The sequence below is a fragment of the Mesorhizobium sp. M1006 genome, assembly GCF_040318825.1.
Classification (GTDB): Bacteria; Pseudomonadota; Alphaproteobacteria; order Rhizobiales; family Rhizobiaceae; genus Mesorhizobium.
In genome coordinates, this window is record NZ_JAMYMZ010000009.1 from 21,270 (window position 1) to 38,295 (window position 17,026).

Sequence of the window (17,026 nt, forward strand, 5' to 3'; positions counted from 1 at the left end):
ATGACCTCGATCGATTCAGTCGGCTTGAAAAGAATGTTCGATGAGATCGCGGCGGCGATCGACGCCGACAAGGACAGGCTCTGCCAACTCGACGGCGTCATCGGCGACGCCGACCATGGCATCGCCATGGCACTAGGCTTCACAGCTGCGCGCGATGCACTAGCGCAACTCGACCTCGCGGCGACCGAGCCGACGGCGCTGCTCAACACTGCGGCGAAATCCTTCCTCAACGCGGTCGGCGCCTCGTCAGGCCCGCTCTATGCGACCGCCTTCATGCGCGGTGCCGCCGCCGTCAAAGGCAAGGCAATTCTGGAGGACGCTGACACCATCGCCATGCTCCGGGCGATGGCGCAAGGCATCCAGGATCGCGGCAAGGCCGAGCTCGGCGAAAAGACCATGGTCGACGCCTGGCTGCCGGCTGCGCAAGCAGCGGGTGCCGCGCAGGAAGCCGGCAAGAGCCTGTCCGAGAGCCTGGAGGCTGCACTTGCAGCGGCCGAACGAGGTGCCGAGGCGACCAAGGACATGATCGCCGCCAAGGGCCGCTCATCGCGGCTCGGCGAGCGCTCGCTCGGGCATATGGACCCCGGCGCCGCATCGGCCGTGACGATTATCAGAGCGATGTGGAACAGTCTGGCTTAACCCCGCTTCGCCGCGTCGAGCCTGTCGATCGCCTGGACATTGCCGGCCGACGGTCCCTTCTCATCGAATTCCGATGCAAGCCATGCATCGACGATCGACTTGGCCAGTTCCGGGCCGATGACGCGGGCGCCCATGGTGATGATCTGGGCGTTGTTGGATTTTGCCGCGCGCTCGGCCGAATAGGTGTCGTGGGTGAGTGCGGCGCGAATGCCGGGCACCTTGTTGGCGGATATGGATACGCCGATGCCGGTGCCGCAAAACAGGATGCCGCGATCGTTTTCGCCGTCCAGGATGGTCTGGGCGAGCTTCTGTGACAGGTCGGCATAGTAGCCCGACTGGCTGAGGTCGCTAACCGTGAGGCCGGGCTTGGTAGCGAGGTGAGCGGCAATGACGTCGAGCAGCGGCTTACCGGCGCTATCAGCTCCAATGGCAATTTTCATGTTCCGTTTCCTTCCTGTTTGGTGATTCAGATCGCCGCCGAGGCGCGCTTGAGGATGTCGATATAGCCGTCCGCCTGCCAGGCCGAGCGGCCGATGAACAAGCCGTCGATGTTGGGCTGGCCGACCAGTTCGGCGGCATTTTGCGGATTGACGCTGCCGCCATAAAGCACCGGCGGCACCACCGGCAGCAGGTCGCGTGCGATTTTCTTGATTAGCGCCTGCTGCCTGTCGGCATAGTCCGAACTGGCCGGCACGCCCTTGTCGCCGATCGCCCAGACGGGCTCATAGGCAAACAGGATCGTCGCCGCCTTCGCCGCGCCTTCGAGAAACTGCAGCGCGCCGTGCACCTGCAAGGCCAGCACCGCAGCGGCCTGCCCGCTGTCGCGTTGAGCCAGGGTCTCGCCGACGCAGATGAGTGGCACGAGACCATGCTTCACCGCCGCCGCAGTCTTCAGACCGACGGCGTTGTCGGTCTCGCCGAAATGCTCGCGCCGTTCGCTGTGGCCGAGCTCGACCATGTCGAGGCCGCAGTCTTTCAGCATGACCGGCGAGATCTCGCCGGTCCAGGCGCCGGCGTCGGCCCAATGCATGTTCTGCGCGCCGACCTTGATGCGCGTCGGCGACAGCGCTTTCTTGACCTCGCGGATCGCCGTGAAGGGCGGGATGACGAAAGGCTGGATGCGCTCGTCGAAACCGGGGACGAACTCCGCCAGCGCCTCGGCGAAAGCCATCGCCTCGGCGAGCGTCTTGTTCATTTTCCAGCTGGTGCCGACCCAATAAACCATACGTGCCCTCCTATTCTGCGATCACTGTCAGCGAAACGCCGGCACCATCCAGCGCGGCGCGCATCTGCGGCTGCGGCTCGCGGCCGGTGAAGACCGTGTCAAAGGCCTTGAGATCTGTCAGGAAGTGCAAGGCAGTGCGGCCGAATTTCCCATGATCGACCAGCAGATATTTGCGCGCTGCTGCGGCCATCATCAGCCGTTTGGTCTGGACCACTTCCTGATCCTGGTGAAAGGCAGAGGCACCATGGATGGCCGATGACGACAGGAACGCGACATCGGCGCGCAATGATTTCAGCGTGTCCTCGGCGAGCAGGCCGAAGAAGCCGTGAAACTTCTTGTTGTATTGGCCGCCGAGCGCAATCAGGTTGATGCCGGCAACGCCCGCCAAATCCTGGATGACGGCCAGATTGTTCGAGATCACCGTCAGCGGACGCAGATCGGCAAGATGCCGAGCAACGCCGCCCGCGGTTGAGCCATCGTCGATGATCACCGTCTGACCCGGTTCGATCATCGTCACGGCAGCGGCGGCGATGCGCTTCTTCTCGTCGCCGGCCAGCCGCTGGCGGTAGCGGAAATCGCTCTCGAAAAGGCTGCTCGGCTGGATCGAGGCGCCGCCGCGCACCTTGCGCAGGAAGCCGCTTTCCTCGAGCTCGTCGAGGTCGCGGTGGACAGTCATCTTTGACACGCCGAAGCGTGAGGCAAGATCGTCGACACTGGCGGTGCCGATGTCCATCAGAAAATCCATGATGCCTTGCCGACGGCCGTCGCTCTTCATTTCCGCGGCTTCCTCGTGCAATCCGGTTCCGAGATATAACACCAAACGTCGCACAAGCCACCAAATTTTTGTGATAATGTTATATCTCTATGGGATATCATGACGCTTCTGGTCGCGTCCTGTAACAAGAATTGCTGCCGGCCGAGCGCCCAGCGGTTGCGGTGCCGCGGAAATCCGGCCAGAAGCATCAGGGGCTCGACGACAACCGAACGGCCCGCAAACACTGGCTCGAAACCGGATACGGGAGACTACTGAGTGGCTCGCATCACACTGAGACAATTGCTCGATCATGCCGCCGAATTCGGCTATGGCGTGCCTGCCTTCAACATGAACAATATGGAACAGGGCCTCGCCATCATGGAGGCAGCCGAGGAGACCAAATCGCCGGTTATCCTGCAGGCGAGCCGCGGCGCCCGAGCCTACGCCAACGACGTGGTGCTAGCCAAGCTGATCGACGCGCTGGTCGAAATCCATCCCGATATCCCGGTCTGCATGCATCTCGACCATGGCAACAACGAAGCCACCTGCGTCACCGCGATCCAGCACGGCTTCACTTCGGTGATGATGGACGGATCGCTGAAGGAAGACGGCAAGACGCCGGCCGACTACGCCTATAATTCCGGCATCACCCGCCGCGTCGTCGACATGGCGCATTGGGGCGGCGTCTCGGTGGAAGGCGAGATCGGCGTCCTTGGATCGCTTGAGATGGGCGGCGGCGAGCAGGAAGACGGCCATGGCGTCGAGGGCGTCATCAGCCACGACCAGCTGCTGACCGATCCCGTGCAGGCCGAACAGTTCGTGCGCGACACCCGTGTCGATGCGCTGGCAGTCGCCATGGGCACCAGCCACGGCGCCTACAAGTTCAGCCGCAAGCCGGACGGCGCTGTACTGGCCATGAACGTCATCGAGGAAATCCACCGCCGTCTGCCGAGTATGCATCTCGTCATGCACGGCTCGTCCTCGGTGCCGGAGGAGTTGCAGGAGATCATCAACAAATATGGCGGCCAGATGAAGCCGACATGGGGCGTGCCGGTCGAAGAGATCCAGCGCGGCATCAAGCACGGGGTGCGCAAGATCAATATCGATACCGACAACCGCATGGCGCTGACCGGCGCAATCCGCAAGGTGCTGACCGAGAACCCGAGCGAATTCGATCCGCGCAAATATCTGACGCCGGCAATGGCCGCGATGCGGAAGCTGTGCAAGGAGCGCTTCGAGCAATTCGGCACCGCCGGCAACGCACCGAAGATCAAGCCGCTGCCGCTGTCGGAAATGGCCAAGCGCTACAAGTCCGGAAGCCTCGATCCGAAATTTGGCTGACGTATTCCGGCTCTGAGCAGGAGCTGCCTCAGCTCCTGCTCATCCGATCATGCTCGCGGCAAGAGATCGGCCCTGCCGGTCTCGATAAAGGGTGCCCAGTAGTCGACCGACTCGCGGATCATGGCGATGACCTGGTGGTCGACGGGCTCGCGCTCGCGGAACGACAATTCGAGGCAGATCTCGTTGTCGACGCCGCCGCCACGGCGAACCGTCTCCAGCAGCTTTTCCGGCGTGATGCGGCCGTCCTTGTTGTGAGCGGCAATGAACGGCCAGTGACCACCCTTATTCATCGACGACTGCTTGACGTGGATGATCGGCGATTGCCTGGGAAAGGCTTCGGCCCAGGCATAAGGGTCGGTGTCCGCCGGATTGCTCGAGGTCACGTCGCCATGGTCGATGTCGACCATCATCTTGAACGGGACGGCCATGCCGGCCGCTTCGATCTCGCGCTGCAGTGCCCGGCAGCTTTCGATCGTATGGCCGAATTCGCGGCCGACCGACATCGGCTCCCAGAACAGGTAGGTCAAGCCGGCTGCTTTGGCATGCTCGGCGACCTCGCGCCAGCATTCCAGCGCGATGTCGAAAAGCCGCGCGCGACGTTCAGGATTGTCGTAATCCCGGTGAGTGAAGATCGCGAATTGCGTGCCCATGCCTGCGGCGCCGAGCTCGGCCGAAACTTCTGAAAAGGTCTTGAACCAGTCGACGTAGTAGCGCCGCACGTCGGCATCGGGATGGCCGAAATGATTGAGCCGGCCGTAAGGGCCGGTCATCGCGGAGGTCACGCGCACACCGGTGCGGTCGAGCGCGGAGCGGAACAGGCGGACGAATTTGGCGATCGTCGCCGCCGGCCAGCCGGGATTGACGAATTCATGGGTGAGTTGGACGTCCCTGATACCGATCTGATAGGCGATCGCGTCGATCAGGTCGTCCGGCTCCGCAAAGCGGTTGACCAGCGGATTGGTGTTGAGCGAAAGCGTAAAGGCCATCAGCCGGCCTTTGCCAGCCGGCTCGAGCACCAGTCCTCGAAGGCGGTTCTTTCCGCGGCGGACAGATGCAGGCCGTGCTTGGTGCGCCTTTCGAGAATATCGGCGGCGGTCTCGGCCCATTCATGCTCGAACAGGTAATTGGCTTCGCGCTCGAAAAAATCCTTGCCGAAGCGCCGGCCCAGTTCGGCGAGCGAGGTGGCCGCGCCGACCAGATCGCGCGTCCTTGTGCCGTAGAGCCTGCCGTAATGCTTGACCAGCGATGCCGGCATCCAGGGAAATTCATGGCCGAGGTCGCCCAGAAACTGCTCGAAATCGGCATTGGCGATATCGCCGCCCGGCAGGTGCCCTTTCGAGGTCCACGGCTTGCCCATTTTCGGACAGAACGGGGCGATACGGTCGAGCGCGTGCTCGGCCAATTTGCGGAAGGTGGTGATCTTGCCGCCGAAGACCGAAAGCAGCGGCGCCTGCCCAGCCGGTGCGTCGAGTTCGAATATGTAATCGCGGGTCACCGCGCTCGGATTGTCGGCATTGTCGTCATAGAGCGGCCTGACGCCGGAAAACGAGTAGACTACGTCGCTGCGCGCAAGCTGGCGCTTGAAGTAGCGATTGACTGCCTTGATCAGGTAATCGATCTCGCTGGCATCGGCGGTCACGTCCTCCGGCCGCCCGTCATAGGGAATGTCAGTGGTGCCGATCAGCGCCAGATCGTCCTGATAGGGATTGATGAAGATCACCCGCTTGTCGCTGTTCTGAACGAGATAGGCCTGCCGCCCTTCCCAGAATTTCGGCACAACGATGTGGCTGCCCTTGACCAGGCGCACGTTGCGCCTGGAATTCTGGCCGGCGACGCGGTTGATGACGTCGTTGACCCAGGGTCCGGCGGCGTTGATCAGCGCCCGTGCCCGGACTGTGGTCCTGACGCCGGTTCGACCGTCGCGCATCTCCACCGACCACAGGCCGTTTTCGCGGCGGGCGGCGGTGCAGGCAGTGCGGGTGAATATCCTGGCCCCACGCTCCGCGGCGTCGAGCGCATTGATGACGACCAGGCGGGCGTCGTCGACCCAGCAGTCGGAATATTCGAAGCCGCGCTTGAAGCTGTCCTTGATCGGCGCGCCTTCTGGCGCGGTGCGCAGGTCGAGCGTGCGGGTGGCCGGCAGTCGCTTGCGGCCGCCAAGATGGTCGTAGAGGAACAGGCCGAGCCGCACCAGCCAGGCCGGCCGATCATCGGGGCTGTGTGGCAGCACGAAGCGCATCGGCCAGATGATGTGTGGCGCGGATTCGAGCAGCACCTCGCGCTCGATCAGCGCCTCCCGCACCAGGCGGAACTCGTAATATTCGAGATAGCGCAAACCGCCATGAACGAGCTTTCCCGATCGCGAACTGGTGCCCTCGGCAAGATCGTCCTTTTCGCAAAGAATGACCGACAGACCCCGGCCCGCCGCATCGCGCGCGATTCCGGCGCCATTGACACCGCCGCCGATGACGAAGAGGTCAACGATTTCGGTTTCACCGTTCATTTCGCTCTATGCCCTGTCGTCAGCATGGATTGACCGGAGGCAGCCCGGCGATGTAGCGGCGCACTTCCTCGGCCGCCTGCTCGGCCGCGTAGGTCACGGTGCGTACCGACGCGCCGGCGATATGCGGCGTCAGCGTCACGTTCGGCAGTTGCAACAGCGGCCAGTCGGCAGGCACCGGCTCGATGGCGAACGTCTCCAGCATAGCGCTGCCGATCTGCCCCGAGACGAGCGCATCGTAGAGCGCATCGTAGTCGACCAGCGGTCCGCGCGCGGTATTGACGAAGATTACGCCGGGTTTCATCCGGGCGATGGCGTTCTTGCCGATCAGGCCGCGCGTCTCCTCGGTGACCCGGGAATGCAGCGTGACCACATCGGAGCGCGACAGCAGATCGTCCAGCGCAACCAGTTCGACGCCGGCATTGCGGTCCTCGGCGCTCAATTGCACATAGGGATCGCAAACCAAGATGCGGCAGCCGAAGGCGCGCAGCAGGCGAACCAGCCTGGTGCCGATATTGCCGTAGCCGATGACGCCGACGGTCATTTCGTTGAGCTCGCGGCCGGTGCGATCGGCGCGGTAGAGATCGCCGCGCCATTCGCCCTTGCGCAAGGCTTCGTGACCGACGCGGATCAGCCGCGTTTCAGCGAGAATGGCGCCGATGGTGAACTCGGCCACGGCGCTGGCGTTGCGGCCGGGCACATTGACCACGGTGATGCCGTGGGCCTTGGCGGCGGCCATGTCGATGTTGATCGGTCCGCCGCGCGAGACCGCAACCAGCTTGAGCGTGGGCAGGCGCTGCATCATGCTTTCGGAGAGCGGCGCAAGCTGAGTGACGAAGATTTCGGCGTCGCCGATGAAATCCACCACCTCGTCGGGATCGCCGAAATACTCCTTGACCTTGTCCAGACCAAGTGCCGCATTGCCGAATTGCATCGGCTCGTCGGGCCAAGCGGTCTCAATGCTGCGGATGTCGAGATTGTCGCCGCAGGCCGCCTCGATTTTCTCGCGAAACACTTCCGGAAGCATGAAGCGGTCGCCGATGATCGCAATTTTCTTGGGCATGCTCTTCTCAATTCACGTCGGTTTGCCTGGACGCGGCCATCGAGCGCCAGACCGGCCGCAACGCCTCATGCGCCAATGTGTAGGACGGAGCCATCGCCTCATAGGCAGCGGCAAGTTTCCGGTCGCTGGGTTCGGCCGTACGGAGCAAAGGCGTGACCCATTCGCTGACGCAATCATCCATCGATGCGTATTGGCCGACGCAGACCGCAGCAATCATTGCGGCGCCCGCAGCACCGGCCTCCTCGCGCTCGCTGGTGCGAATGTCGGCGCCGACCGCAGCACCCAGGATCTTGCGCAGAGCCGGGCTCCTGGCCGCTCCGCCGGTCAGGCGGATTTCCTTGGGCAGGGGGCCCATGGCGGCGTAGCAATCGCGTGCCGCGAAAGCCAGCCCCTCGAACACCGCGCGGACTATGTCGGCATAGCCGTGCCTGGACGAAATGCCGATGAAGCCGGCCCTGGCATTGGCATCGACGAACGGCCCGCGCTCGCCGGCCTCCGAGACATAGGGCTGGTAGAGCAGCGAGCCTGGCTCGGACGACGATATCCACTGGTCGACCAGCGCGATCATCTCGCCATTGGTCCGCGTAATACCTTGCGAGGCGAGAATGCCGGAGGCGAGGCCAAGGACCCAGTCGATATTGAGCGTTGCCGCCATGTTCGACTGCATCTGCGCAAAGACGCCGGGTGCCGGCATCGTCATCGTGTAGCCGGTTGCAGCCTCGTTGAGCAGAACCTGGTCCGGCGTTTCGGCAAGCCGCATATGCATTCCGGTGGAGCCGATGATCGAGCATCCCGGCTTGCGTTCGCGATCGAACAGGCCGGCGCCGAGCGCCGTGCAGGCGACATCGACATAGGCCAGAACGACCGGTGTGCCGGCGAGCAGGCCGGTCGCATCGGCTGCTGCCGCCGACAGCGAGGTGCTTTGCCTGGTGCCATCGACGATGGGCGGCAACAGATGCCGGAGATCGGTGACGCCGAGTACCTCGAGCACATCATCGCAATAGCCGCGCGTGCGGAAGTCGCCGAAGGTGAAGGTGCCCTCGGACGGGTCGGTGGCGCGGTGGCCGGTCAGCTTGAAATAGAGCCAGTCCTTGCAGTGGAACGCCGTCGCTGCATTGGCAAGCATCGCGGGCATGTGGCGCTTCATGAACACGAACTGCGATCCCTGCTGGCAGGCAGCGAGCCCGCTGCCGGTCTTTTCGAAGCGCAGCCGGTCCTCCGGCCGCGCGCGGATCTCCTCGACGACCGCGGCAGCGCGCGCGTCGAGCCACAGCCAGCCCTTGGCAACCGGCTCGCCATCCTTGTCGATCAGCCAGGTACCGTCGCCCTGCCCAGTCACGGCGATGGCAATGGTCCGGCTGGCGAGATCCGGCACCTTGTCGGCAAGCTCGCACAAGGTCGTCGCGGTATCGGCCCAGGTGCGTGTCAGGTCCTGCTCGGCGCCGCCGCCCGGCAGTGTCTCGTATTTATTGGGCAGCGCGGCGGACGCGATCTGCCTGCCCGCCGTGTCAAAGGCGACGGATTTTATGACAGACGTGCCGGCGTCGATGCCGATCAGCACATCCTGCATCAAGCCAGCTCCGTGCCGTGCGAAATGGCATTGCCGCTCGCCTGATCGAAGACGTGAAGGTTTTTCGGATCGATGCTGATCTTGATCGGCGCGCCAAGCTCCAAGCGGGTTCGGTCATGTTCGACCAGGACCAGCGAACCGCCGGCGAAATCGGCGGCGATATGGGTCTGGTCGCCGAGCCATTGATTGGCCGAAACCGTCGCCGGCACACCATCCTTCGAGCGGCGGACCGCATAGGGCCTGACGCCGATGACGACGCGCTGCCGGTTGAGCAATTCGTCGCGAACCGGGCCGCTGAACGCATCCTTGTCGTAGTCGAGCGAAAGCCCGTCGGGCAGCTTGAGACTGATCTTGCCGGCGGCCGTGCCGACATAGGCCTCGAAGACATTCATCGGCGGCTCGCCAACGAAGGTGCCGGTGAACAGGTTTGCCGGCCGCTCCTTGAGCCTGTCAGGCGTATCGAACTGCTGCAGCACGCCGCCCTCCATGACGGCAATGCGGTCGGCAAGCGCGTTGGCCTCGGTCTGGTCGTGGGTGACCAGGATCGCGGTCAGGCCGCGCTCCTTGATGAAATGCTTGATGCGGCCGCGCAGCACGGCGCGAAGCTGCGGCTCGAGCTGGCCCATCGGCTCGTCCAGCAGATGCAGGTCGGCCTCGCGGATCAGCGCCCGGCCAAGGCTGGCGCGCTGCTGCTGGCCGCCGGAGATCGAGCTCGGATAGCGCTCGAGAATGTCCTCGATCTCGAGCAGCTTGGCGATGTTGGCAACCTTTGCATCGACTGCACTCTTCGCCAGCCTGGCGGCCTTGAGGGCGAAGGCCATGTTCTCGCGCACGGTCAGCGGCGGGTAGAGCGAATAGCCCTCGAAGGCCATTGCGACGTTGCGCCTGACCGGCGGCAACGTGTGCACTTTGCGGCCGGCAACCGCGATGGCGCCGCGCGAGACCTCTTCGAAGCCTGCGATCATGCGCAATGTCGAGGTCTTGCCGCAGCCGGAGGAGCCGAGCAGCGCCACGATCTCGCCCTTGACGATTTCCATCGTCAGGTTCTTGACGGCGTGTACGCCACGGTCAATCGGACCGTAGAACTTGTCGACGCCCGAAATGGTGATTGCGGTCGGGCTCATGCCGCTTCTCCGCTGCGCAAATTGACGACGTTTTTCGAGCCGATGCGCTCGCCGCTTGTGCGATCGAACAAAAGGGCGCTTTTACTGTCGACGGCAATGTAGACCTTGCCCTCGGATTGGCCCGGTGTCCCGGAAGGACGCGAAACCAGGATTTCACGGCCGCGCACGGTGCGCACCAGCGTGACGATCTTCTCGTTGAGCGGCGTCTCAGCCTCGACCGTCACCGGGATGGCGCCGAGCGTGCGTTCATCGACAAACGCCAGCGCCTCCGGCCGCAAACCGATCACGCAGTCGCGGCCGACCGCCGTCTCATGAGCGCCGGCAAGATGGACCTGGACGTTGGACAGGCCGACATAGATGCCCTTGGCGTCCCGCGCCGGCTTGACGTCCAGAAGGTTGATGGTCGGGTCGCCGAACAGCCGGGCAATCTCGACGTTGGCCGGCTCGCGATAGATCTGTTCGGGCGTGCCGAGCTGTTTCACGACGCCCTGCGACATCACTGCGATGCGATCGCCAAGCGCCATCGCTTCCTTGTAGTCCTGGGTGACGTAGACAACGGTTGCGCCACGATCGGCGAGCAGCCTTGGCAGCTCGAGCCGCATTTCGAAGCGCAATTTGGCATCGACGTTGCGCAAGGGATCGTCGAGCAGCAGAAGCGGCGGCGAGCCGACCAGGGCGCGGGCAAGCGCGGTGCGCTGCTTCTGGCCGTTGGACAGAGCCCGCGGCTTGTGGCTGAGCACATGGCCGATCTTCAACAGCTTGCCGACGCTCTCGACGCCGGCCTTGATCGCGCCCTGCGACGAATGCTTCGCCTGCAGCGGCGTGGCGATGTTGTCGAACGCCGTCATATGCGGGAATAGCGCGAAGTTCTGGAATGCCATGCCGACGCCGCGGAACTCGGCGTCGACGTCGGTCATGTCCTCGCCGCCGATGAGGATCTTTCCCTCGTCGGGGTCGATGACGCCGGCGACCAGCCGCAATAGCACCGTCTTGCCGGCGCCGGACGGCCCGAACAGGACCAGCGTTTCGCCGTCGGCGACGGTCAGCGACAGATTGTCGAGAACGGTCTGGCTTTTGTAGCGCTTGACGATGTTTCGCAGTTCGAGGCTTGCCATCGGACTATCCTTTCACCGCGCCAAGCGACAGGCCTTCGACGAGATAGCGCTGCGCATAAAGCGCGAGCGCCAGCGTCGGCGTGATCGACAGCACGATCGCCGCCGATATCTGGCCATACTGGATGCCCGAGGAGGTGATGAAGGCGAGCGCGCCGACCGTCACCGGCTGCTTGTCGGCCGAGGCAAGCACCAGCGCAAAAACGAAATTGTTCCAGGCAAAGATGAAGGCGAGCAGACCGGCAGCGGCAATGCCTGGGCCGGCGAGCGGCAGCGCGATCTTGCGGAAGGTGGCAAACCAGGAATGTCCGGCAATGCGGTAGGCGTATTCGATGTCGGCGGGAATGTCTTCGAAATAGCCGCGCACGATCCACAGGATCAACGGCAGGCAGATCAACTGATAGACCCAGATCAGCCCGATATAGGTGTTGGCCAGCCCGAGCTTCTGGAAATAGAGGGTGAGCGGCAGGAGCACCAGCAGCGCCGGCGCGAACCGGAACGACAGCAGCGTGAAGGCAATGTCCTCCGAGCCGCGGAATTTGTGCCGCGCAAAGGCGTAGGCCGCCGGAACGCCGAGCAGCAACGCGACGGCAACCGAGGTGACCGACAGGAAGACGGAATTCCAGAGGTTGCGCATGAAGGCGATGTCGAGCGTGCCGGCCGCCGTCATCAGCTTGCCGGTGATCAAGGCAGTGTAGTTGGCGAGCGTCGGCTCGAAGACAAGCTGCGGCGGAATCCGCAGGATTGTCTCGTTGGTCTGGAACGACATCATCAGGATCCAGACGATCGGGAACATGAAGAAGATCACGACCAGCGCCAGGGCAATGCCGCGCAGGATGCGTTCGAGAAGCGAGGTGTGTTCCACGCCAGCCTCCTATGCCTGGCCGCGGGCGCGTTCGCGCAGCCGCAGCCAGTTCTTGATGAAAATGTTCGAGAGGAAATAGGTGATCGCCCACAGGATGATCATCAGTGCCGCCGAGCGGCCGACATTGGTCGACTGGAAGAAGTTGAGGTAGGCCTCGACCTGGAACACGGTCAGCGTGTCGCCCGGACCGCCCTGCGTCATGGCGTAGATGATGTCGAACTGCTGGATGGAATCAAGCAGGCGGAACAGGGTCGCCGTCAGGATGTAGGGGGTCAGCATCGGCAGTGTGATGCGGAAGAAGACGAAGCTGCGTGGCACGCCGTCGAGTGCTGCCGCCTCGAAGGGCTGCGTCGGCAGGCTGCGCAGGCCTGCAAGCAGCAGGATCATGATGAAGGGGGTGTAGACCCAAATGTCGACGAGCACGACGGTGAGCAGCGCCGTCGACGGAGACGAGGCCCAGCGGAAATCCTGCAACCCGATCAGGCTGGCGAGATAGCTGAGCACGCCGAAACCGGGATTGGTCATCAGCTTCCACATCAGCGCGGCGAGCGCCGGCGCCGTCATCAGCGGCATCAGCAGCATGATCGAGATGAAGTTGTTCAGCGTCGAGCGCTTTTGCAGCAGCATGGCGATGCCGAGACCGAGAAGCAGTTCAAGCACAACGGTGATGCCGGCGTAGAGCAGCGAGATCTCCAGGGTGTTCCAGAACTTCGGGTCGGTGAAGAAGGAGATATAGTTGTCGCCCCAGTTGAACTGCCGCGCCCAGGGTTGGCTCAACCGGTAGCGCTGGAACGAATAGACCACCGACGTCAGGAACGGGATCAGGATGCCGATGCAGACCAGCAGAGCCGGCAGGCTGAGGAGATAGGGCAGCACCCGCTTGCTGATCCTGAAGCCCGACGGCCTGTTTCTTTGTATTGTCGCCGCAGTCATCGGCTGCTCCGTCATCCTGTTGCTTCGCCGTCCCGGCCGCCCAAGGGAGCAAGGCGGCCGGTCGGGCGAGCAGGCGGCACCTTTCGGGACCGCGTCGCAAACGTATCACATCTCAAAGGCTGGCCCGCGGACGGGCCAGCCTTGGCCGCGGCTTAGCCGAGCCCGGCTTCCTTGAGCTGGCTGTTGATGCTCTCGGCCAGCTTGTCGAGGCCCTCGTCGACCGGCACTTCCTTGGCCACCATCTTCTGCAGCGTCGCCGCCCATTCGGTGGTGAGATCGAAGAACAGCGGCTGCGGGGTGAACTTGATGCTGGCGCCCGGCGCCGAGACGTCGAACATCTCGACATAACCCGGATAGCTCTTGTTCAGCTTCTCGCGGAACATCTCGTCGTTCCAGACCGACTGACGAACCGGATTGACGAAGTCCATCTTGGTCGCACCGAACAATGCATGCTCGGGTCCGGATGCCCATTGCATGAAGTACCAGGTGGCGTCCTTGTCCTTGGAGAAGTTGGACATCGACAGCGACCAGATCCAGATATTGGGCGTCGGCGCCTTGGCGGCAGGATTGGCCTTGAATGCCGAAAAGGCGAGCTTGCCGGCCATCTTGTTGTCGCCGCCATTCATGAAGTAGCCAAGGATATCGGCGTCGTAAATCATCGCCGAAGCACCTGCACCGAGATCGGTGCCGACCTGGTACCAGGTGTAGGTCGACCAGTCCTTCGGGCCGCTCTCCTGGATCATCTGGACCCACTGCTTGTGGAAAGCCTTGGATTCGGCGGTGTTCATCGCGGCCGACAGCTTGCCGTCAGCCGAGACGTTCAGGTCCTTCTGGTCGAAATTGGCGTAGGCCGACAGGAAGCCCGGGTGGATCGTTGCCCAGGAGCGCGAGCCGCGCACGCCGATGCCGTAGACGCCACCGCCGACGTCCTTGGTGAGCTTCGCCGCCGTAGCGACCATCTCATCCATATTGCCGGGAACGCTGACGCCGACCTTGTCGAACATGCCCTTGTTGTAAGTGATGTTGTTCTGTTCGAAGCCCCACGGAATGCACCATTGCTTGGCGTCTTCCGAACCGAGCGCGCCGCCCGGCTGGCCGTTCCAGGCGCAGGAATTCTTGACGCCCGGCAGGAAGTCGTCCCAGGCATATTTCGGGTTGGTCTTGGCCGGATCCTTGATCCATTCGTTGAGGTCGGTGATCCAGCCGGCCGGGCCGTAGGTCCAGGTCATGTAGGCGCCGGTCATGAAGGCATCGTATTCGGGCGAGCTGGCCGACAGCGCGGCGGTAACCTTGTCGAAATAGACGTCTTCGGGGAACACGTCATAGACGACTTCCATGCCGGTCAGCTTCTTGAAATTGTCGAGGTTGGCAATCATCGCATCGGCGTAAGGATGCTTGTTGAGCAGCAGCTTGATGGTCTTGCCCTTATGCGCCTGCCAGTCGAAATCAGCCGCCAGGGCGCGGGTCTGCCCGAAATTGAGCAGTGTGCCGGCGGTGCTGGCGGCAAGGCCCATTGCACCGAGGCCCTTGATCAGCCCACGGCGGTCGACTTGTCCACGCAGGAATGCGTCGATGAGGTCTTTCTCTTTCTCATGCATTTCTCTTCTCCTCCACAGGGTAGTTTCAACGAAATGGTTGCCGGCTACCCGACCGGCGTCTGTTCCACGAGCGATCGCGCCGTCCGCTCGTCGGTTATCAAGCCTTTGAGATAACGGCCCTCCAGCACTGACTTGATGGCGCGAACCTTCACCTTGCCGCCGGCGACGGCGACAATCCTGCGGTTGCTGATGTCTTCGCGCGCCAGTGCCAGCGCCCGGTCGGAAAGCGTCGTCGCAACGGCCTTTCCGGCATCGTCGAAGAAATGGCCGAGCAGTTCGCCGACACCGCCGTTGCGGCGGATCTCCTCCATCTCGCCCTTCTCGATCATGCCGGTGGCGACAAGCGAGGCCTCACGTTCGGCGGTGCCGATGCCGGCGATGAGCAAGTCGGCGGACTTGGCGAGGTCGAAGACATCGCTGACGCCTTTCTGCCCGAGCAATACTGTTCGATCCTCGACCGTGTTGGCGAACATCGGTACGGGCATCACATAGGCCTCCGCGCCGGTGCGTTCGGCGACACGGTGGATGACGTCATGCGGATTGGCGGAGAACTTGCGCGTCAGGCCGCCAAGCAGCGAAACGAAACGGATCCTGCCGGCCGATATGCGCGGCAGATATTCGACGCATGCGGCAAGCGTGCGGCCGTGGCCGACGCCGATCAGCGCCTCTTCGCCGCGTTCGATCTCGCGCTTGAGAAACTGCGCGCCAGCAATGCCGAGCGCCTTGAGCGGCAGGTCTTCGGCATCGAAGTCCGGAACCACCTCGCAGTAGTCGAGGCCGTACCGGCCGGACAACTCATCCTCAAGCTCCACGCATTCTGAGACTTCGCCGTCGATGTAGACTTTGACCAGGCCTTCCTGATTGGCCTTGGTGATCAGGCGATGCGCCTTGAGACTGGTTAGGCCGAGCCGCTTGGCGACCTCCGACTGGGTCAGGCCGCCGGCATAGTGAAGCCAGGCGGCACGGGCGGCCATCCCGGTCTCATCGTCGCGCAGCAGGCCGTTGCCAAAACCAACCATTTCCGCCCTTTGATATTTTTATCAGTTGCTGCAAAATTTTTCACAAGGCGTCGCCCGAGTCAAGCAACCGCTGCGTTTAAATCTCCGGCCAGGAGCTTGCCGGCCGGGGCCGAATTGGGCCGCGCTAACCAACGGGCAAGAAACAACACCGACCATGCGCATTTAAAACGTTTGCAATTTGGATTGGACGCATTACAAACGTTTCAAACTTCGTTCGGGAGAAACGATGCCGGCCCGCGTTACCACCCTCAAGGAACTTGCTGCGCAGCTCGGCCTGTCGATTACCACCGTTTCGCGCGCCCTTGCCGGCCACGTGCAGATCGCCTTGAAAACGCGCCAACGTGTCGCCGAGGCTGCGCATCAGGCCGGCTATGTGCCGAACACCGCAGCCCGCACGCTGGTCTCCGGCCGCAGCGGCTTTGTCGGCATGGTGCTTCCGATCCGCGGCCCCAATCTGGTCGACTCCTTCCTCGGTGAATTCGTCACAGGGCTCGGCGAAGGGCTGGTTTCGCACGGCTCCGACCTGATCCTGGCCGCAGCGGCGCAGGGCCAGTCGGAACTTTCCGTGCTTCGCCATGTCGTCGAATCGGGCCGCGCCGACGGGGTCGTCGTCACCCGCATCGCCGAGGTCGACGAGCGGCTTGCCTATCTGCGCCAGCGCAATTTCCCGTTCGTCGCGCATGGCCGGCTGCTCGACGGCGACTTTGCCTACCATTGGCTCGATACCGATGGCGCGCATGCTTTCGGCGAGGCCTTCGACATGCTCTACGATCTCGGACACCGCCATTTCGGCCTGGTGACGATTTCGGAGCCGATGACATTTCGCCATCTCAGGCAGGACGGGCTCGCCGCCGCGATGGCCCGCCGGGGCGATCCGTCCGTCAGTCTCGATGTGGCGACGGCGCCGCGTTTCGATCGCGGTGCCCGCATCCAGGCAATCAACCGGCTTCTGCACGCCACCGAGCGGCCGACGGCGATTGTCGCACTGTTCGACGAGCTGGCGCTGACTGTGATGGAAGAGGCGGGGCGCGCCGGACTTGCCATTCCTCGCGACCTTTCGGTGATCGGCTTCGACAACATAGCCGCCTCCGCCTATGCGCCGCCGGGGCTGACCACTTTCGACGCCTCGATCCGCCAGTGCGCGCGCGAGATCGGCGAGATGCTGCTGACCGTCATCGGCGACAGGCCGGACGCGCCACTGACGCGGCTGGTCCGGCCGACACTTGTCTTGCGGGCAAGCCATGGCCCGGCACCCACAGGACGGAACTGACGCCTTAGCGGCG

16 protein-coding genes are annotated in these 17,026 nt (G+C 63.3%); 3 read left to right on the top strand and 13 right to left on the bottom strand.

The genetic code is table 11. The features are described from left to right. A complete protein-coding gene (dhaL, locus tag NKH60_RS10870; RefSeq protein WP_352472272.1) occupies window positions 1-639 on the top strand; it encodes a dihydroxyacetone kinase subunit DhaL in 639 nt (212 codons plus the stop codon). On the opposite strand, the gene derI is transcribed toward dhaL, so the two are convergent. The 3 genes from derI to NKH60_RS10885 are packed head-to-tail and all read right to left on the bottom strand — an operon-like array spanning window position 636 to window position 2,639. Then, window positions 636-1,079, bottom strand: coding sequence for a D-erythrulose-4-phosphate isomerase (derI, locus tag NKH60_RS10875; RefSeq protein WP_023676015.1), 444 nt, complete (start codon window positions 1,077-1,079; stop codon window positions 636-638). The genes dhaL and derI overlap by 4 nt on opposite strands. A 26-nt stretch (window positions 1,080-1,105) precedes the next feature. Next, entirely contained in the window at window positions 1,106-1,864 is a 759-nt protein-coding gene (locus NKH60_RS10880) for a triose-phosphate isomerase (RefSeq protein ID WP_352472271.1), read from the bottom strand. Window positions 1,865-1,874: 10 nt separating this feature from the next. After that, entirely contained in the window at window positions 1,875-2,639 is a 765-nt protein-coding gene (locus NKH60_RS10885; RefSeq protein WP_023676017.1) for a DeoR/GlpR family DNA-binding transcription regulator, read from the bottom strand. 255 nt (window positions 2,640-2,894) lie between these two features. On the opposite strand from NKH60_RS10885, the gene fba reads away from it, so the two are divergent. After that, window positions 2,895-3,959 carry a class II fructose-bisphosphate aldolase gene (gene fba / locus NKH60_RS10890; protein WP_352612250.1) on the top strand — a complete coding sequence of 355 codons (1,065 nt, stop codon included), beginning with the start codon at window positions 2,895-2,897 and terminating at the stop codon, window positions 3,957-3,959. Between the two features lie 47 nt (window positions 3,960-4,006). Here the strand turns inward: fba and NKH60_RS10895 are convergent, their stop codons facing one another. The 10 genes from NKH60_RS10895 to NKH60_RS10940 all read right to left on the bottom strand — a co-directional run bounded on the left by NKH60_RS10895 (window position 4,007) and on the right by NKH60_RS10940 (window position 15,743). Next, window positions 4,007-4,945: a sugar phosphate isomerase/epimerase family protein gene (locus NKH60_RS10895; RefSeq protein WP_352472317.1), complete on the bottom strand. Its 939-nt coding sequence runs from the start codon at window positions 4,943-4,945 to the stop codon at window positions 4,007-4,009. Continuing rightward, on the bottom strand, window positions 4,945-6,462 hold the full coding sequence (locus NKH60_RS10900; protein ID WP_352872105.1) for a glycerol-3-phosphate dehydrogenase: 1,518 nt from the start codon (window positions 6,460-6,462) through the stop codon (window positions 4,945-4,947). The genes NKH60_RS10895 and NKH60_RS10900 overlap by 1 nt, the downstream gene beginning before the upstream one ends. Window positions 6,463-6,481: 19 nt before the next feature. Continuing rightward, a complete protein-coding gene (locus NKH60_RS10905; RefSeq protein WP_352612246.1) occupies window positions 6,482-7,522 on the bottom strand; it encodes a 2-hydroxyacid dehydrogenase in 1,041 nt (346 codons plus the stop codon). A 7-nt stretch (window positions 7,523-7,529) separates the two neighbouring features. Continuing rightward, complete coding sequence (locus NKH60_RS10910; protein WP_352612244.1) at window positions 7,530-9,092, bottom strand: FGGY-family carbohydrate kinase; 1,563 nt, start codon at window positions 9,090-9,092, stop codon at window positions 7,530-7,532. Further along, entirely contained in the window at window positions 9,092-10,216 is a 1,125-nt protein-coding gene (locus NKH60_RS10915) for an ABC transporter ATP-binding protein (RefSeq protein ID WP_352612242.1), read from the bottom strand. Before NKH60_RS10915 ends, NKH60_RS10910 begins: the two co-directional genes overlap by 1 nt. After that, window positions 10,213-11,331, bottom strand: a complete 1,119-nt coding sequence (locus NKH60_RS10920; RefSeq protein WP_352612240.1) for an ABC transporter ATP-binding protein — start codon at window positions 11,329-11,331, stop codon at window positions 10,213-10,215. The genes NKH60_RS10915 and NKH60_RS10920 overlap by 4 nt, the downstream gene beginning before the upstream one ends. Window positions 11,332-11,335: 4 nt before the next feature. After that, on the bottom strand, window positions 11,336-12,193 hold the full coding sequence (locus NKH60_RS10925; RefSeq protein ID WP_023676025.1) for a carbohydrate ABC transporter permease: 858 nt from the start codon (window positions 12,191-12,193) through the stop codon (window positions 11,336-11,338). Between the two features lie 9 nt (window positions 12,194-12,202). Beyond that, entirely contained in the window at window positions 12,203-13,126 is a 924-nt protein-coding gene (locus NKH60_RS10930) for a carbohydrate ABC transporter permease (RefSeq protein WP_352452414.1), read from the bottom strand. Between the two features lie 152 nt (window positions 13,127-13,278). Then, window positions 13,279-14,724, bottom strand: coding sequence for an ABC transporter substrate-binding protein (locus tag NKH60_RS10935; protein ID WP_352472259.1), 1,446 nt, complete (start codon window positions 14,722-14,724; stop codon window positions 13,279-13,281). Between the two features lie 44 nt (window positions 14,725-14,768). After that, window positions 14,769-15,743, bottom strand: a complete 975-nt coding sequence (locus NKH60_RS10940; RefSeq protein ID WP_023676028.1) for a sugar-binding transcriptional regulator — start codon at window positions 15,741-15,743, stop codon at window positions 14,769-14,771. A gap of 226 nt (window positions 15,744-15,969) precedes the next feature. Between NKH60_RS10940 and NKH60_RS10945 the strand changes: the two genes are divergently transcribed. After that, window positions 15,970-17,013 (top strand): LacI family DNA-binding transcriptional regulator, encoded by a 1,044-nt coding sequence (locus NKH60_RS10945; RefSeq protein ID WP_352872109.1) that lies wholly within the window; start codon window positions 15,970-15,972, stop codon window positions 17,011-17,013. Window positions 17,014-17,026: the final 13 nt, after the last annotated feature.

What these genes read in the sequence shown, in the direction of transcription:
- dhaL (WP_352472272.1), top strand. Translation starts at nt 1, where the DNA reads ATGACCTCGATCGATTCAGTCGGCTTGAAAAGAATGTTCGATGAGATC.
- derI (WP_023676015.1), bottom strand. Translation starts at nt 1,079, where the DNA reads ATGAAAATTGCCATTGGAGCTGATAGCGCCGGTAAGCCGCTGCTCGAC.
- NKH60_RS10880 (WP_352472271.1), bottom strand. Translation starts at nt 1,864, where the DNA reads ATGGTTTATTGGGTCGGCACCAGCTGGAAAATGAACAAGACGCTCGCC.
- NKH60_RS10885 (WP_023676017.1), bottom strand. Translation starts at nt 2,639, where the DNA reads ATGAAGAGCGACGGCCGTCGGCAAGGCATCATGGATTTTCTGATGGAC.
- NKH60_RS10895 (WP_352472317.1), bottom strand. Translation starts at nt 4,945, where the DNA reads ATGGCCTTTACGCTTTCGCTCAACACCAATCCGCTGGTCAACCGCTTT.
- NKH60_RS10900 (WP_352872105.1), bottom strand. Translation starts at nt 6,462, where the DNA reads ATGAACGGTGAAACCGAAATCGTTGACCTCTTCGTCATCGGCGGCGGT.
- NKH60_RS10905 (WP_352612246.1), bottom strand. Translation starts at nt 7,522, where the DNA reads ATGCCCAAGAAAATTGCGATCATCGGCGACCGCTTCATGCTTCCGGAA.
- NKH60_RS10910 (WP_352612244.1), bottom strand. Translation starts at nt 9,092, where the DNA reads ATGCAGGATGTGCTGATCGGCATCGACGCCGGCACGTCTGTCATAAAA.
- NKH60_RS10915 (WP_352612242.1), bottom strand. Translation starts at nt 10,216, where the DNA reads ATGAGCCCGACCGCAATCACCATTTCGGGCGTCGACAAGTTCTACGGT.
- NKH60_RS10920 (WP_352612240.1), bottom strand. Translation starts at nt 11,331, where the DNA reads ATGGCAAGCCTCGAACTGCGAAACATCGTCAAGCGCTACAAAAGCCAG.
- NKH60_RS10930 (WP_352452414.1), bottom strand. Translation starts at nt 13,126, where the DNA reads ATGACTGCGGCGACAATACAAAGAAACAGGCCGTCGGGCTTCAGGATC.
- NKH60_RS10935 (WP_352472259.1), bottom strand. Translation starts at nt 14,724, where the DNA reads ATGCATGAGAAAGAGAAAGACCTCATCGACGCATTCCTGCGTGGACAA.
- NKH60_RS10940 (WP_023676028.1), bottom strand. Translation starts at nt 15,743, where the DNA reads ATGGTTGGTTTTGGCAACGGCCTGCTGCGCGACGATGAGACCGGGATG.
- NKH60_RS10945 (WP_352872109.1), top strand. Translation starts at nt 15,970, where the DNA reads ATGCCGGCCCGCGTTACCACCCTCAAGGAACTTGCTGCGCAGCTCGGC.